We start from the raw sequence: 17,009 nt of genomic DNA, 5'->3' as shown, positions 1-17,009 counted from the left end.
GCCTGCTCGGCACCCGAGATCACCACCGACGACGGCCCGTTGACCGCCGCGATGCCCACCTCGCCGGAGACGAACGGCAGCACCTCGTCCTCGGAGGCCTGCACCGCCACCATCGCACCACCAACCGGCAGCGCCTGCATCAGGCGGCCGCGAGCCGCCACCAGCTTGGCCGCATCCGTGAGCGAGAGCACACCCGCCACATGCGCGGCGGCCAGCTCGCCGATCGAGTGCCCAGCCAGGTAGTCCGGCCGCACACCCCACGACTCCACCAGGCGGAACAGCGCCACCTCGATCGCGAACAGCGCCGGCTGGGTGTAACCGGTCTGATCCAACTCCTCGCCGCCGAACACCACCTCACGCAGCGGACGCTCCAGATGCCCGTCCAGCTCCGCACACACCGCGTCGAAAGCCTCGGCGAAATGCGGGAACGCCTCGTACAGCTCCCGGCCCATACCGGCCCGCTGGCTCCCCTGCCCCGCGAAAAGGAACGCCACCCGACCGGCCGTACCGGCCACGCCGACCACCGACCGCGCCGCAGACTCACCCCGCGACAACGCCTCCAGACCCGCACAGAGCTCGTCCTGCCCCGAACCCACCAGCACAGCCCGGTGCTCGAACACCGAACGCGTGGTCGCCAGCGAGAAACCCACGTCGACCGGGGAGAGCTCCGGCTCGGCGGCCACCCGGGCCAGCAGACGTCCGGCCTGCTCGCGCAGTGCCTCCGCCGTCCGGCCGGACAGCGTCCAGGGCAGCCCCACGGGAGACCCGGTCGGCTCCTCGGCCGCCGCCGTCTCGGTGGCGGGAGCCTGCTCCAGGATCGCGTGCGCGTTGGTACCGCTGAAGCCGAACGAGGACACACCGGCCCGGCGCGGCTCGCCGGTCTCCGGCCAGGGCTGCTCCTCGGCGAGCACCCGTACCGAGCCCTCGGCCCAGTCGACGTGCGGGGACGGCTCACCGGCGTGCAGGGTCCGCGGCAGCACTCCGTGCTGCATGGCCAGCACCATCTTGATCACACCGGCGACACCGGCGGCCGCCTGGGTGTGGGCGAGGTTCGACTTGACCGAGCCGAGCCAGAGCGGACGGCCCTCGGGGCGGTCCTGGCCGTAGGTGGCGATCAGGGCCTGGGCCTCGATCGGGTCGCCGAGGACCGTGCCGGTGCCGTGCGCCTCGACCGCCTCTACCTGACGGGCCGTCAGTTGTGCGTTCTCCAGCGCCTGGCGGATCACCCGCTGCTGGGAGGGGCCGTTCGGCGCGGTCAGACCGTTGGACGCGCCGTCCTGGTTCACCGCCGTACCGCGCACCACGGCCAGTACCGGGTGCCCGTTGCGGCGGGCGTCCGACAGCCGCTCCAGCAGCAGCATGCCGACACCCTCGCCCCAGCCGGTGCCGTCCGCGTCGGCCGAGAACGCCTTGCAGCGCCCGTCGGCGGCCAGTCCGCGCTGGCGGCTGAAGTCCACGAACGCCTCGGGGGTGGACATCACGGTGACACCGCCGGCCAGGGCCAGCGTGGACTCACCGGAACGCAGCGACTGCACGGCGAGGTGCAGTGCGACCAGGGAGGAGGAGCAGGCCGTGTCGATGGTGACGGCCGGTCCTTCCAGGGCCAGGGCGTAGGCCACCCGGCCGGAGGCGATGCTGGCGGAGCTGCCGGTGCCCAGGAACGCCTCGACGCCCTCGGGGACGGAGTGCAGCCGGGCGGCGTAGTTGTGGTAGATGACGCCGGCGAAGACACCGGTGCGGCTGCCGCGCAGCGTGGCCGGGTCGATGCCCGCCCGCTCGAACGCCTCCCAGGAGGTCTCCAGGAGCAGCCGCTGCTGCGGGTCCATGCCCAGCGCCTCGCGCGGCGAGACACCGAAGAACGCCGGGTCGAACTCGGTTGCCCGGTGCAGGAATCCGCCCTCGTTGACGTACGAGGTGCCCGGGTGCTCGGGGTCCGGGTGGTAGATGGAGTCGAGGTCCCAACCGCGGTTGACGGGGAATCCGTCGACGGCGTCGCGGCCCTCGCTGACCAGCCGCCAGAGCTCTTCCGGGGAAGTGACGTCGCCGGGGAACCGGCAGCTCATTCCGACAATCGCGATCGGCTCGTGGTCCGCCGCCTCCACCTCCTGGAGACGCTGGCGGGTTTGGGCCAGATCGGCCGTGACCCACTTGAGGTAGTCACGAAGCGTTTCTTCATTCGCCATTAAATGCCCACCTCTTCAACGCATCCAGTCGGCTCACATCGTTTCGACGGATTTCACCGACAGGAACTCGCAGCTCTCTCGGCAACGGCCGACGACATGCAGGAAAGCCCCTGGGCGAAGTTGTCGGCAACTTCGGGCACCAGGAGCTTCGCCGGGATCGCCTATTGCAATTCGCGATCCGAGATTATGGTTCGGCCGGATCTGGCCTCAACCCCTATCCGGCCCCTAGGGGCCACCGCTTCGGCAATAGCCGGAATATGGGCCGACCCGGAAAAGCGGGGACGGGTACGGACCGACGTACCCGGCCGCGAGGGCTGGGAACCCGGGGCGCCGCTGCCAACGCGGCCGGCCCCGGCCCGGACACCGATGGCGTCCGGGTCGGGGCCGCATCCGCGGTCAGCGGTCAGCGGCTCGCGCCGAGCGGTCAGCCGTCTGCCTGCGACCGGCCGAGCTGCTCGTGGATGAAGGCGAACAGTTCCTCGTCCGAGGCGCCCTTGAGCTGCTCGGTGTCGACGGCCGGAGCCGCCGGCTCGGTGGCGGCCCCGGCGGACAGCCGGCCGAGCAGCGCCTGGAGCCTGGCCGCCAGCGCGGTTCGGGCCTCTCCGTCGGGTGCCGGGGCCGCGTCGAACGCGGCCTCCAGGCGGTCGAGTTCGGCCAGCAGCGGCTCCGCGGGGGCGGCCGGTGCGGTCTCGGCGAGCAGCAGCTCGGCTAGCGCGGCAGGGGTCGGGTGGTCGAAGACCAGGGTCGCGGAGAAACGCAGTCCGGTGGCCGCGTTCATCCGGTTCCGCAGTTCGACGCCGGTGAGGGAGTCGAACCCCAGCTCCTTGAAGGCCCGTTCGGGCTCGACGGCCTCCGGTCCCGGGTGTCCGAGCACGGCCGCGACCTGGGTGCAGACCAGCTCCAGCAGGAGCTTGCGGCGCTCCTCCTCCCCCAGCCCCGCCAGCCGCTGCTCCAGGCTCGGCCCCTCGGCCGCGCCGGCGGCCGCCGCCCGTACGGCGCGGCGCACCGGCGTGCGCACCAGGCCACGGAGTAGCGGCGGCACGGCGGCGGGGTCGGCGTGGTTGCGCAGTCCGGCGACGTCCAGGCCCATCGGGGCCAGGGCGGGCCGGCCGACGGTGGCGGCGGTGTCGAGCAGGGCCAGGCCCTGGGCGGAGGCGAGCGGGGTGATACCGCCCCGGGCCATCCGCTGCAGGTCGGCCTCCGACAGGGTGCCGGTCATGCCGCTGCTCTCCGCCCACAGGCCCCAGGCCAGCGAGAGGCCGGGCAGGCCGGACGCGCTGCGCTGCCTGGCGAGGGCGTCGAGGAAGGCGTTGGCGGCTGCGTAGTTGCCCTGTCCGGCGCCGCCGAAGGTGCCGGCGACGGAGGAGAACAGGACGAACGCCGCGAGGTCGGCGGAGGCGGTGAGCTCGTGCAGGTTGAGCGCGGCGTCCACCTTGGGCCGCAGCACGGTGTCCACCCGATCGGGGGTGAGGGAGGCCACCACACCGTCGTCGATGACTCCGGCGGTGTGCACCACTGCGGTGAGCGGGTGGGCGAGCTCCGCGAGCAGGGCGGCCAGGGCGTCGCGGTCGGCGGCGTCGCAGGCCGCGACGGTGACCTCGGCTCCCAGCTGCTCCAGTTCGGCGGCGAGTTCGGGCGCGCCGGGGGCCCGGAGGCCGCGCCGGCTGGTGAGCAGCAGCCGGCGGGCGCCGTGTTCGGTGACCAGGTGACGTGCCACCAGGGCGCCGAGGGTGCCGGTGGCGCCGGTGACCAGGACGGTGCCCTGCGGGTCGAGCGGGGCGGGCACGGTGATGACCACCTTGCCGATGTGCTTGGCCTGGCTGACGTGGCGGAACGCCTCGGGAGCCCGGCGGATGTCCCATGCGGTGACCGGGAGGTGCCGCAGGGCCCCCTGCTCGAACAGGGCGATCACGGCGGTGAGCATCTCGTTGATGCGGTCCGGACCGGCCTCGATCAGGTCGAAGGCCCGGTAGCGGACACCGGGGTGCTCGACCGCGACATGCTCGGGGTCTCGGATGTCGGTCTTGCCCATCTCGACGAAGCGTCCGCCGCCCGGCAGCAGGCGCAGCGAGGCGTCGACGAACTCGCGGGCGAGCGAGTCGAGGACGACGTCCACGCCCCGGCCCCCGGTGGCGGCCAGGAAGCTCTGCTCGAAGGCCAGGTCGCGGGAGGAGGCGATGTGCCGGTCGTCCAGCCCGAGGTCGCGCAGGGTGCCCCACTTGCCCGGGCTGGCCGTGCCGTACACCTCGGCACCGAGGTGGCGGGCGAGCTGGACAGCGGCCATGCCGACGCCGCCTGCGGCGGCGTGCACCAGGATCGACTCGCCGGCCCGCAGGTCGGCGAGGTCGATCAGGGCGTAGTACGCGGTGAGGAACACCACGGGGACGGACGCGGCCTCGGGATACGTCCACTCCTCGGGCATCTTGGCGACCATGCGCCGGTCGGTGACGGTGACCGGCGCGAAGCCGCCGGAGAGCATGCCGAACACCCGGTCGCCGACGGCGAGATCGGTGACTCCGGGGCCGACCTCCAGGACCACGCCCGCGCCTTCGAGGCCGAGCAGTCCGGCATTGCCCGGGTACATGCCCAGGGCGTTGAGCACGTCGCGGAAGTTGAGTCCGGTGGCGCGGACGCCGATCCGGATGTATCCGGGGTCGAGCGGTGCCGCGGCGGCCGGGAACTCGATCAGCCGGAGGTTCTCCAGGGTGCCCTTGACGGGGATGCCGAGCCGCCAGGCGACGGCGTCCTCGGGCGGGGTGAGGGCCGCGTCGACGGGGATCCTTGCCAGGCGGGCGGCGTGGCAGGTGCCCTGGCGGATCGCCAGTTCCGTCTCGGTGGCGGCCAGCGCCCCGGGGACGGCGGCGATCGAGGACTCGGCGGTGTCCAGGTCGAGCAGGACGAAGCGGTCCGGGTTCTCCGACTGGGCGGACCTGATCAGGCCCCACACCGCGGCCTGCGACAGGTCGGCGAGCTCCTCGCCGGCGGCCGTCGCGACGGCTCCCCGGGTGACCAGGACCAGGCGGGCCTCGCCGAACGAGCCGTCGGCCAGCCAGGCCTGGGCGAGCGCGAGGGACCGGTGGGTGGCAGCGCGTACGGCGTCGGCGGTCGGTGCGGCGGTGGTCCGCTCCGCCGGGACGAAGGGGACGAGCACCGTGTCCGGCGCGGGCGCACCCGCCTTGACGGCCGCGGCCAGCGCGGCGAGGTCGGCGTACTCCTCGGTCTCGATGCCGGCCTTGCGCAGGTCGGCGGAGAGCTCGGTGCCCTGGACGACGGCCCAGCGGCCGGCCGTGCCCGCCGTCGCCGGGAGCGCGCTCCACTCGACCTCGAACAGCGAGTCGTGGTGGGCGGCGCGGGCTCCGCGCAGTTGCTCGGTGGCGACCGGGCGCAGGACCAGGGACTCCACGGTGGCCACCGGCGCGCCGGTGCCGTCGGCGAGCGCGAGGGCGACCGAGTCGGTCCCCTGCGGGGTGATCCGGACCCGGAGGGTGGTCGCCCCGGCGGCGTGCAGGGTGACGCCGCTCCAGGCGAACGGCAGTCGTCCCTGCTCGGCGCCGGTCTGCTGGAGGAAGGTGCCGTGCAGCGCAGCGTCCAGCAGTGCGGGGTGGACTCCGAACAGGCTGCCGTCCGACTCGGCGTGCTGCGGCAGGGTGACCTCGGCGAAGATCTCCTCGCCGCGCTGCCAGGCGGCGCTCAAGCCCTGGAAGGTGGGACCGTAGGCGAATCCGCCGCCGGCCAGGCGCTCGTACAGTCCGGTGACCTCGACGGCCGTGGCGTCGGCGGGCGGCCAGACGGTGAGGTCGGCCGGCTCCTGGTCCTGGACGCCGTCGGCGAGCGCGCCGCTGGCGTGCCGGGTCCACGGCTCGTCGGGGTCGGAGTCCTCGGCGCGGGAGTACAGGCTGAACGGCCGGGTGCCGCTCTCGTCCGCCGGGTTGACCCAGAGCTGGAACTGGCGCGCGCCGGTCTCCGGCAGGACGAGCGGTGCCTCCAGGGTGAGTTCGGCCAGCCGGTCGCAGCCGACCTGGTCGCCGGCCCGGACCGCGAGCTCGACGAAGGCGGTGCCCGGGAGGAGCACGGTGCCCGAGACGGCGTGGTCGGCCAGCCAGGGGTGGGTGTCCAGGGAGAGCCGGCCGGTGAACAGGTAGCCGTCCGACTCGGCCAGCGGGGCGGCGGCGCCGAGCAGCGGGTGCTCGGGGGCGACCAGACCGGCGGAGGCGACGTCGACGGCCCACAGCGCAGGTGCCTCCAACCAGTACCGCTCGCGCTGGAAGGCGTAGGTCGGCAGATCGACGCGCTGCGCGCCGGTGCCCGCGAACACGGCCTGCCAGTCCGGCTCCACGCCGCGGACGTGCAGCTGGGCCAGCGCGGTGGTGAAGCTCTGCGCCTCGGCACGGTCGCGGCGCAGGACGGGAGTGAACACCGCGTCCTCGCTCACGCACTCCTGGCCCATCGCGGAGAGGGTCCCGTCCGGGCCCAACTCCAGGAAGGTGCGGACGCCTTCGCGCTCCAGGGCCTGGACGGCGTCGCGGAAGCGGACGGCCTCGCGGACGTGGCGCACCCAGTACTCGGCGCTGTGCAGCTCGTCCGTGATCGAGCCGGTCAGGGTGGAGACGATCGGGATGCGCGGTTCGGCGAAGGTGAGGCCCTCGACGACCTCACGGAACTCGGCGAGCATCGGCTCCATCAGCGGCGAGTGGAACGCGTGGCTGACGGTGAGCCGCTTGGTCTTGCGACCGTCGGCGGCCAGCTGCTCCGCGACCTCCAGCACGGACTGCTCGGCACCCGAGATCACCACCGAGGTCGGCCCGTTGACGGCGGCGATCCCCAGGTCGTCGGTGAGCAGCGGCAGGACGTCGGCTTCGGCGGCCTGGACCGCCACCATGGCACCGCCGGTTGGCAGTTGCTGCATCAGACGGCCACGAGCGGCCACCAGCTTGGCGGCATCCGCCAGCGAGAGCACCCCGGCGACGTGCGCCGCGGCGATCTCACCGATCGAGTGCCCGGCCAGGAAGTCCGGCCGGACGCCCCACGACTCCACCAGGCGGAACAGCGCCACCTCGACCGCGAACAGCGCCGGCTGGGTGTAACCGGTCTGGTCCAACTCCTCGCCGCCGAACACCACTTCGCGCAGCGGACGCTCCAGGTACCCGTCCAGCTCCGCACAGACCGCGTCGAAGACATCGGCGAAAGCCGGGTAGGTGTCGTACAACTCGGCGCCCATACCAGCGCGCTGGCTGCCCTGCCCGGTGAACAGGAACGCCGCACGGCCGGTGCCGGCCGCTGCCAGGCCCTCCACCAGGTTGCCCGCCGACGCTCCGCGGGCCAGGGCCTCCAGGCCGCGCAGCAGCTCGGCCGGGTCGCTGCCGACCACGGCGGCGCGCTGTTCGAGGCGGGCGCGGGTGGTGGCCAGGGACCAGCCGATGTCGGCCAGGTCGATCCGGCTGTCGGCCAGCTGCTGGTGCAGCCTGGCCGCCTGGGCGTTCAGGGCCTCGCGGGTCTTCGCGGACAGCACCCACGCCACGGTGCCGGGGCGGGTCTCGGGCCGGCTGCTCTGCCCGGTGTCCTGTGCGGGAGCCTGCTCGATGATCGCGTGAGCGTTGGTGCCGCTGACGCCGAACGAGGAGACACCGGCCCGGCGCGGCTGGCCGGTCTCCGGCCACGGCTTCGCCTCGGTCAGCAGCGAGACCGCGCCCGCCGACCAGTCCACGTGCGGGGACGGCTCGCTGACGTGCAGGGTCTGCGGCAGCTCACCGTGCCGCATCGCCATCACCATCTTGATCACACCGGCCGCACCGGCGGCGGCCTGGGTGTGGCCGAGGTTGGACTTGATCGAACCCAGCCAGAGCGGCCGGTCCTCGGCGTGCTCCTGGCCGTAGGTGGCCAGCAGCGCCTGCGCCTCGATCGGGTCGCCCAGGGTGGTGCCCGTACCGTGCGCCTCCACCGCGTCCACCTGGTCGGCGGACAGTCCGGCGTTGGCCAGGGCCTGGCGGATCACCCGCTGCTGCGAGGGACCGTTCGGCGCGGTCAGGCCGTTGGAGGCGCCGTCCTGGTTCACCGCCGTACCGCGTACGACGGCCAGTACCGGGTGCCCGTTGCGGCGGGCGTCCGACAGCCGCTCGACCAGCAGCATGCCCACTCCCTCGGCCCAGCTGGTCCCGTCCGCGTCGGCGGAGAACGACTTGCAGCGGCCGTCCGCGGCGAGCCCGCGCTGCCGACTGAAGTCCACGAAGGTGTCCGGCGTGGACATCACCGTGACACCGCCGGCCAGCGCCAGCGTGCACTCGCCCGAGCGCAGCGCCTGGCTGGCCAGGTGCAGGGCGACCAGCGAGGAGGAGCAGGCGGTGTCGACGGTGACCGCCGGACCCTCCAGGCCGAAGGTGTAGGAAACCCGGCCCGAGGCGACACTGCCGGAGCTTCCGGTGCCGAGGTAGCCCTCGACGCCCTCGGGGATCGCGGGCAGCCGGGAGACGTAGTCGTGGTACATCACGCCGGCGAACACGCCGGTACGGCTGCCGCGCAGGCTGGTCGGATCGATGCCGGCCCGCTCGAACGCCTCCCAGGACGCCTCCAGCAGAAGCCGCTGCTGCGGGTCCATGGCGAGGGCCTCGCGCGGGTTGATGCCGAAGAAGGTGGGATCGAAGGCGCTGGCGTCGTGCAGGAAGCCGCCCCGTTGGGCGTAGGAGGTGCCCTGGCGCTCGGGATCGGCGTCGTAGAGCGCGTCCAGGTCCCAGCCGCGGTCGGCGGGGAAGTCGGAGATGCCGTCGCCGCCCTCGGACACCAGCCGCCACAGGTCCTCCGGCGAGGTCACCCCACCGGGGTAGCGGCAGGCCATGCCGATGATGGCGATCGGGTCGTCGTCCCCGGCGGCCGTCGTGGCGGCCGCAGCGGCCACCGCCTCGACCGAGCCGAGCAGTTCGCCGCCCAGCTGCTCGGCCAGGGCGGCCGGGGTCGGGTAGTCGAAGACCAGCGTCGCGGGCAGCCGCAGTCCGGTCGCGGCGTTCAGGCGGTTGCGCAGTTCGACGGCGGTCAGCGAGTCGAAGCCCAGCTCCTTGAAGGCGAGTTGGGGCTCGATCGCGTCCGCTCCGGCGTGGCCGAGCACTCCGGCGACGTGTGCCGCGACCAGGGCGAGCAGCGCCTTCGCCCGCTCGGCGGCCGGGATGGTGGCCAGCTGCTGGGCGAACCCGCCCTCCCCTGCGTCGGCCGCCTGCGCGGTGCGCCGGGCGGGGGTGCGGACCAGTCCGCGCAGCAGGGCGGGCAGCGCCGGGGAGGCGGCCTGGCCGCGCAGCGCGGCGAGGTCGAGCCGCATCGGGACGTACGCCGCGCCGCCGAGGGCGGTCGCGGTGTCCAGTAGCGACAGGCCCTCGCGGGAGGACAGTGCGGCGACACCGGCCCGGTTGATGCGGTCGAGGTCGGCGGAGTCCAGGGTGCCGGTCATGCCGCTGCGTTCGGCCCACAGGCCCCAGGCCAGCGCGGTGGCGGGCAGGCCGGCGGCCCGGCGGTGGTGGGCGAGCGCGTCCAGGAAGGCGTTGGCGGCGGCGTAGTTGGCCTGGCCGGGTCCGCCGAGGGTGCCGGCGGCGGCCGAGAACAGCACGAAGGCGGAGAGGTTCTGATCCTTCGTCAGTTCGTGCAGGTGCCAGGCCGCGTCCGCCTTCGGGCGCAGCACGGTGTCGACCCGCTCGGGGGTGAGCGAGGAGACGATGCCGTCGTCCAGGACGCCTGCGGTGTGCACCACCGCGGTCGGGCGGTGCTCGGCGAGCAGCGCGGCGAGGGCCGCGCGGTCGGCGACGTCGCAGGAGGCCAGGGTCACCTCGGCGCCGGACTCGGCGAGTTCGGCGAGGAGTTCGGGGGCTCCGGCAGCCTCGACGCCCCGGCGGGAGACCAGCAGCAGCCGCCGGACACCGTGTGCGGTGACCAGGTGGCGGGCGACCAGCGCGCCGAGGGTGCCGGTGGCGCCGGTGACCAGGACGGTGCCCTCCGGTGCGAACGCCGGGGTCTCGCCGTCAGCTGCGGTCACCCGGGCGAGCCGGGGTACGTGGACGGCTCCGCCGCGGAGTGCGAGCTGCGGCTCACCGGCCGCGACGGCGGCCGCGAGGGCCTGCCGGGATCGCTCGTCTGCGTCGAGGTCAACCAGGACCAGGCGGTCCGGGTGCTCGGACTGCGCGGAGCGGACCAGTCCCCAGACGGCGGCGGCGCCGAGGTCGGTGACGTCCTCGCCGGGTGCGACGGCCATCGCGCCACAGGTGGCCAGCACCAGGCGGGCGTCGGCGAAACGCTCGTCGGCCAGCCACTCCTGCACCAGGACGAGTGCCCGCCGCACCGCCGCGTGCACGGCCTCGGCGCCCTCGCCGGGCTCGGTGGGGACCACGGTCAGCACCGTCTCGGGGCGCAGCGCGGGGTCGGTGTGCGCGGGCAGGCCGAGGCCGAGCGTGTCCTCGCCGAGCAGCGCCCAGCGGTCGAAGGAGGCGTCCGGGCCGGCCAGCGGGGCGGGCTGCCACTCCACGGTGAACAGCGACTCGTGGTGCACCGCACGCGCGGCGTGCACCTGGGCCGCCGAAACCGGGCGCAGCAGCAGCTTCTCCACGGTGGCGACGGGCGCTCCGGTGGCGTCCGCGACGGTGACGGTGACGGCGTCCTCACCGGCCGGGGCGAGCCGGACCCGCAAGGTGTCGGCGCCCGAGGCGTGCAGGGTGACGCCGCTCCAGGCGAACGGGAGCCGCCCGGACTCGCTGGGGCGCAGCAGGGTGCCCATGCCGACGCCGTGCAGGGCCGCGTCGAGCAGCGCGGGGTGCAGGCCGAACAGGCGGGCGTCGGCCTTGGCCTGCTCGGGCAGCCGCACGTCGGCGAAGATCTCGTCGCCGGACTGCCAGGCGGCGCGCAGTCCCTGGAAGACCGGGCCGTACCCGAATCCGGCCTCGGCCAGGTAGTCGTACAGGCCCTCGGTCTCGACCGGGACGGCGCCGGCCGGCGGCCAGCTGTCCTGGCCGAGCGGCTCGCCGCTACGGCCGGCGGTGGCGAGGACACCGGTGGCGTGCCTGGTCCAGGCGTGCTCGGCGGTCCGGACGGCACCGTCCTCGGGCTCCGGACGGGAGTGCAGGGTGAAGCTGCGGCTGCCGGTGGCGTCCGCCTCACCGACGGCGAGCTGGAGCTGGACGGCACCGCGCTCGGGCAGCACCAGCGGGGCTTCCAGGGTCAGTTCGGCAAGCCGGTGGCAGCCGACGTGGTCGCCGGCCCGGATGGCGAGTTCGACGAAGGCGGTGCCGGGCAGCAGGACCGTGCCCATGACGGCGTGGTCGGCGAGCCAGGGGTGGGTCTGCAGCGAGAGCAGTCCGGTGAACAGCACGCCGTCGGCATCGGCGAGCGCGACGGCCGCGCCGAGCAGCGGGTGGTCGGCGGCTCCGAGACCGGCGGAGGTGATGTCGCCGAGCCAGCCGGCCGGCGGCTCGGGCCAGTGGCGGCGGCGCTGGAACGCGTAGGTGGGCAGCGCGACCCGGCTGCCGCCCCAGTCGGCCGACACTGCCTGCCAGTCGGGCGCGGCGCCGTGGACGTGCACCCGGGCGAGCGCGGTCAGCAGCGACTGCCGCTCGGGGCGGCCGGCCCGCAGCGCGGGCACCAGGGCGACGCCGTCCCGGTCCTCGGCGAGGCAGTGCTGGGCCATCGCGGTGAGGACGCCGTCGGGGCCGAGTTCCAGGTAGGTGGTGACGCCGCTGTCGTCGAGCCTGCGGACCGCGTCGAGGAAGCGGACCGCCTCGCGAACGTGGCGGACCCAGTAGTCGGGCGAGCCGAGTTCCTCGGCGGACAGCGAGGCACCGGTGACGGTGGAGACGATCGGCAGGCGCGCGGGCCGGTACTCCAGGCCCTCGGCGACCTTGCGGAAGGCGTCCAGCATGCCGTCCATCAGCGGCGAGTGGAAGGCGTGGCTGACGGTGAGCCGCTTGGTCTTCCGGCCGAGCTCCTCGAAGTGGCCGGCAACCGCAAGGACTTCGCCCTCGGCGCCGGAGACCACCAGGGCGGTGGGCCCGTTGACGGCGGCGATGCCCACCTCGGCGGTGAGCAGCGGCAGCACCTCGTCCTCGGCGGCCTCGATCGCCACCATCGCGCCGCCGGCGGGCAGTTGCTGCATCAGGCGGCCGCGCGCGGCGACCAGCGCGGCGGCGTCGGCGAGCGACCACACGCCCGCGACATGGGCGGCGGCGAGCTCGCCGATCGAGTGGCCGGCCAGGAAGTCGGGGGTCAGGCCCCAGGACTCGACCAGGCGGAACAGTGCCACCTCGACGGCGAACAGCGCGGGCTGGGTGTAGCCGGTCTGGTCGAGCTCCTCGCCGCCGAAGACCACCTCGCGCAGCGGGCGCTCCAGGTGCGCGTCGAACGCGGCGCACACCTCGTCGAACGCGGCGGCGAACGCCGGGAACTCGCGGTACAGCTCCTGGCCCATCCCGGCGCGCTGGCTGCCCTGGCCGGTGAACAGGAAGGCGGTGCGGCCGTCGGCGGCGGCGACGCCCTGGACCAGGTTGGGGGCGTCCTCGCCGGCGGCGAGGGCGTCCAGTCCGGCCAGCAGCTCGGCGCGGTCGGTGGCCAGGACGGCGGCCCGGTGGTCGAGGGCGGCCCGGGTGGTGGCCAGCGAGTGGGCCAGATCGGCCTGGGCGAGGTCGGGGACGGTGTCCAGGTGGGCGCGCAGCCGGGCGGCCTGGGCGCGCAGGGCCTCAGCGGTCCGGGCGGAGACCAGGTGCGGCAGCAGCCCGGCGGCGGGCTGCCGTTCCTCGGACTCGACGGCCTGCTCGGGAGCCTGCTCGATGATGGTGTGGGCGTTGGTGCCGCTGACGCCGAAGGAGGAGATGCCGGCGCGGCGCGGCTCACCGGTCTCCGGCCACGGCCGGGCCTGCTCCAGCAGCGCGACGCCGCCGGAGGACCAGTCCACGTGCGGCGAGCGCTCGTCCACGTGCAGGGTCTTCGGCAGGGTGCCGTGCCGCATCGCCATGACCATCTTGATCACGCCCGCGACACCGGCGGCGGCCTGGGTGTGGCCGAGGTTGGACTTCACCGAGCCCAACCACAGCGGCTGGTCCTGGGGGCGCTCGAGACCGTAGGTGGCGAGCAGGGCCTGCGCCTCGATCGGGTCGCCGAGGACCGTGCCGGTGCCGTGCGCCTCGACCACGTCGACCTGGGCCGGGGTCAGCCCGGCGGAGGCCAGCGCCTGGCGGATGACGCGCTGCTGGGAGGGACCGTTGGGGGCGGTGAGGCCGTTGGACGCGCCGTCCTGGTTGACGGCCGAGCCCCGGATCACGGCCAGGACCGGGTGCCCGTTGCGCTGGGCGTCGGAGAGCCGCTCCAGCAGCAGCATGCCGACGCCCTCGCCCCAGCCGGTGCCGTCGGCCGCGGCGGCGAAGGACTTGCAGCGGCCGTCGGCGGCGAGCCCGCGCTGGCGGCTGAACTGGATGAACGCGCGCGGGCTGGACATCACCGTGACACCGCCGGCCAGCGCCAGCGAGCACTCCCGCTGGCGCAGGGCCTGCACGGCGAGGTGCAGCGCGACCAGCGAGGAGGAGCAGGCGGTGTCGACGGTGACCGCCGGGCCCTCCAGGCCGAAGGTGTAGGACACCCGGCCGGAGAGCACGGCCGCCGAGTTGCCGGTGAGGGTGTAGCCCTCCACGCCCTCGGGGACGTCGTACAGCAGATCGCCGTAGTCCTGGCCGTTGGTGCCGGCGAAGACGCCGGTCCGGCTGCCCTTGAGCGAGGTCGGGTCGATCCCGGCCCGCTCCAGCACCTCCCAGGATGCCTCCAGCAGCAGGCGCTGCTGCGGGTCCATGCCGAGCGTCTCGCGCGGCGAGATGCCGAAGAACGCGGCATCGAACTCCGGTGCGCCGTAGAGGAATCCGCCCTGACGGGTGTAGCTGGTGCCCTGCTTCTCCGGGTCCTCGTCGAAGAGCGACTCGACGTCCCAGCCGCGGTCGGTCGGGAAGTCGCCGATCGCGTCGCGGCCCTCGGCCACCAGCTGCCACAGCTCCTCGGGGGAATTCACTCCGCCCGCGAAACGGCAGCTCATCGACACCAGGGCGATCGGCTCGGAGTCCCCCGACTCCGCCTCGCGCAGCCGCTGACGGGTCTGGTGCAGATCCGCCGTGACGCGCTTCAGATAGTCGAGGAGCTTTTCCTGATCCACTGTTGGAACCTCACCAAAAGATGTCGATGACTGCGAGTTGTTGCGGGCGGAGCCGGGGAACCCGGTCAGGAGAGGCCCAACTCCTGGTCGATGAAGGCGAACACCTCGTCTGCCGAGGCGGACTGCAGCTTGCCGGCGACCTCGGCCTCGACCGCCGCCTCGCGCGGGGCGCCGCTCCACCGGGCCAGCAGGGCCTGGAGCCGGGCGGCCACGTCCGCGCGGGTGTCCTCGTCCTCGGCGACCGTTGACAGCGCCGCCTCCAGCCGGTCGAGGTCGGCGAACGAGGCCGCGCCCTGCTGGTCGCCCGCGGGCAGCAGGTCCGCCCGCAGGCGGGCGGCCAGCGCGGCCGGGGTCGGGAAGTCGAACACCAGCGTCGCCGGGAGGCGCAGTCCGGTCGCGGCACCCAGGCGGTTGCGCAGCTCCAGGGCGGTCAGCGAGTCGAGACCGAGCTCCTTGAAGGCCCGGCCGGCGCCCACCTCGTCCATCGTCGGGTGTCCCAGTGCCGCCGCCGCGTGCGCCCGCACCAGGTCCACCAGCGTCTGCTCGCGCTCCAGTTCGGCCATGCCGGCCAGCCGCTGACGCAGGTCGGAGCCGTCGGACGCGGCTGGGGCTGCGGCTTCGGTGCTCGCCGCCGCACGGCGGACGGCGGGCAGCTCGTCCAGCAGCGCGGAGGCGCGGACGGCGGTGAAGCCGGGTGCGAAGCGCTCCCAGACGATGTCGGCCACCGCGATCACGGTGTCGCCGAGGTCGAGGGCCTGCTGGAGGGCGGCGATCGCCGACTCGGGGGCCATGCCGGGCAGTCCGGCGCGGTCCAGCCGGTCGCCGATCACGCCGTCGGCGGCCATACCGCTCTCACCCCAGCGGCCCCACGCCACCGAGGTGGCGGGCAGGCCCTCGGCCCGGCGGTGCTCGGCGAAGGCGTCCAGGAAGGCGTTGGCCGCCGCGTAGTTGCCCTGTCCGGGGTCGCCCAGCGTGCCGGCGATTCCGGAGAACAGCACGAACGCGTCCAGCTTCTGGTGCCTCGTCAGTTCGTGCAGGTTGAGCGCGGCGTCCACCTTGGGACGGCAGACGGTCGCGATCCGGTCGGACGTCAGCTGGTCGAGCACCCCGTCGTCCAGGACACCGGCGGTGTGGAAGACCGCCGACACCTCGACGGAGGCCAGCAGCTCCGCGAGCGCCTCGCGGTCGGCCGCGTCACAGGAGGCGATGGTGACGGCGGTACCGAGCGCGGTCAGCTCCTCGCGCAGTTCGTCCGCGCCTTCGGCGTCCGGGCCGCGGCGACTGGTGAGCAGCAGGTGCTCGGCGCCGCTGCGGGCGAGCCAGCGGGCCACATGGGCGCCCAGGGCACCGGTACCGCCGGTGACCAGGACGGTGCCGCTCGGGCGCCAGCTCTCCGCCGGGGCGAGGCCGGAGGGCGCGTGCACCAGCCGGCGGGCGAAGACCCCGGACGGGCGCACCGCGAGCTGGTCCTCGATCCCGGCACCGGCCAGCACGGCGACCAGTCGGTCCAAGCCGCGCTCGTCCACCTGCTCGGGGAGGTCCACCAGTCCGCCCCAGCGCTGCGGCTGCTCCTGCGCGGCCACCCGGCCCAGGCCCCAGACCAGCGACTGGGCGAGCCCGGTCGGCCGCTCGCCGCGGCTCACCGCCACGGCACCGCGCGTGGCGCACCACAGCCTGGCCTCGAACGCGGCCTCACCGAGTGCCTGCAGCAGCGCGACGGTACCCGTGAGCCCGGACGGCAGGCCCGGGTGGTCCGGGTGCGGCTCTTCCTCCAGGGCGAGCAGGGACAGCACTCCGGCCGGCGCGACCACGTCGTCCAGCTGCTTGCGGACCAGCTCGTCGAGACCGGAGCGGTCCAGGTCACCGGCCGGGACGACGAGCTTGCGCACCTCCGCACCGCGCTGCCCGAGCGTGCGGGTCAGCTGGGCCACCCAGTCCTCCTCGGCCAGCCGTTCGGGCAGTACGACGGCCCAGGTGCCGGAGAGTACGGGGGCGGGGAGGTCGGCCATTGGCTGCCAGGTGATCCGGTAGCGCCAGCCGTCCACGGTGGACTGCTCACGGCGCTGCCGCCGCCACGAGGACAGCGCGGGCAGTACGGCACTCAGCGGCGCGTCGTCGGCCAGCGCCAGCGAGTCCGCGAGGGACGCCAGGTCCTCGCTCTCCACGGCGGCCCAGAACTCCGCCTCCGCCGGGTCCAGGACGGCAGCGCGCTCGGCCGCCAGGTCCTCGGCGTGAGCCGCCTCGGGCCAGTAGCGGCGGCGCTGGAAGGCATAGGTGGGCAGGTCCACGAGCGGCGTGCCGGTACCGGCGAAGACGGCCGCCTGCCAGTCCACCGCGACCCCGCGCACCCATGCCTCGGCGAACGAGGCCAGCAGTCGACGGGCACCGCCCTCGTTGCGGCGCAGGGTGCCGAACGCGGCGGCCTCACGGCCGCTCTGCTCGATGCCCTCCTGAACCGCCATGACCAGCACGGGGTGCGGGCTGACCTCGACGAAGGTGCCGTAGCCGTCCGCCAGCAGGGCCTCCACGGCCTCCTGAAGACGGACGGTGGTACGGAGGTTGGTGTACCAGTACTCCGCATCCATGCCGGAGCCGTCGATCAGCTCGCCGGTCACCGTGGACAGCAGCGGCACCCGACCCGCCCGCGGAGTCACCTCACGCAGCACGTCAAG

3 protein-coding genes are annotated in these 17,009 nt (G+C 74.2%); all 3 read right to left on the bottom strand.

The annotated features are described in order from the left end of the window. Positions 1-2,183 (bottom strand): type I polyketide synthase (locus tag ACWDAK_RS38250; RefSeq protein ID WP_449806555.1); only part of this gene is annotated, 2,183 nt, incomplete at its 3' end. A gap of 424 nt (positions 2,184-2,607) precedes the next feature. Beyond that, a complete protein-coding gene (locus tag ACWDAK_RS38245) occupies positions 2,608-14,337 on the bottom strand; it encodes an SDR family NAD(P)-dependent oxidoreductase (RefSeq protein WP_427395726.1) in 11,730 nt (3,909 codons plus the stop codon). Positions 14,338-14,402: 65 nt separating this feature from the next. Further along, the coding region (locus ACWDAK_RS38240) for an SDR family NAD(P)-dependent oxidoreductase (RefSeq protein ID WP_449806554.1) at positions 14,403-17,009 on the bottom strand (2,607 nt) is incomplete at its 5' end.

The sequence above is a fragment of the Kitasatospora sp. NPDC001175 genome, assembly GCF_053598215.1.
Note: the sequence above shows the minus strand (reverse complement) of the source record. Positions and strands in the feature narration are given on the sequence as shown.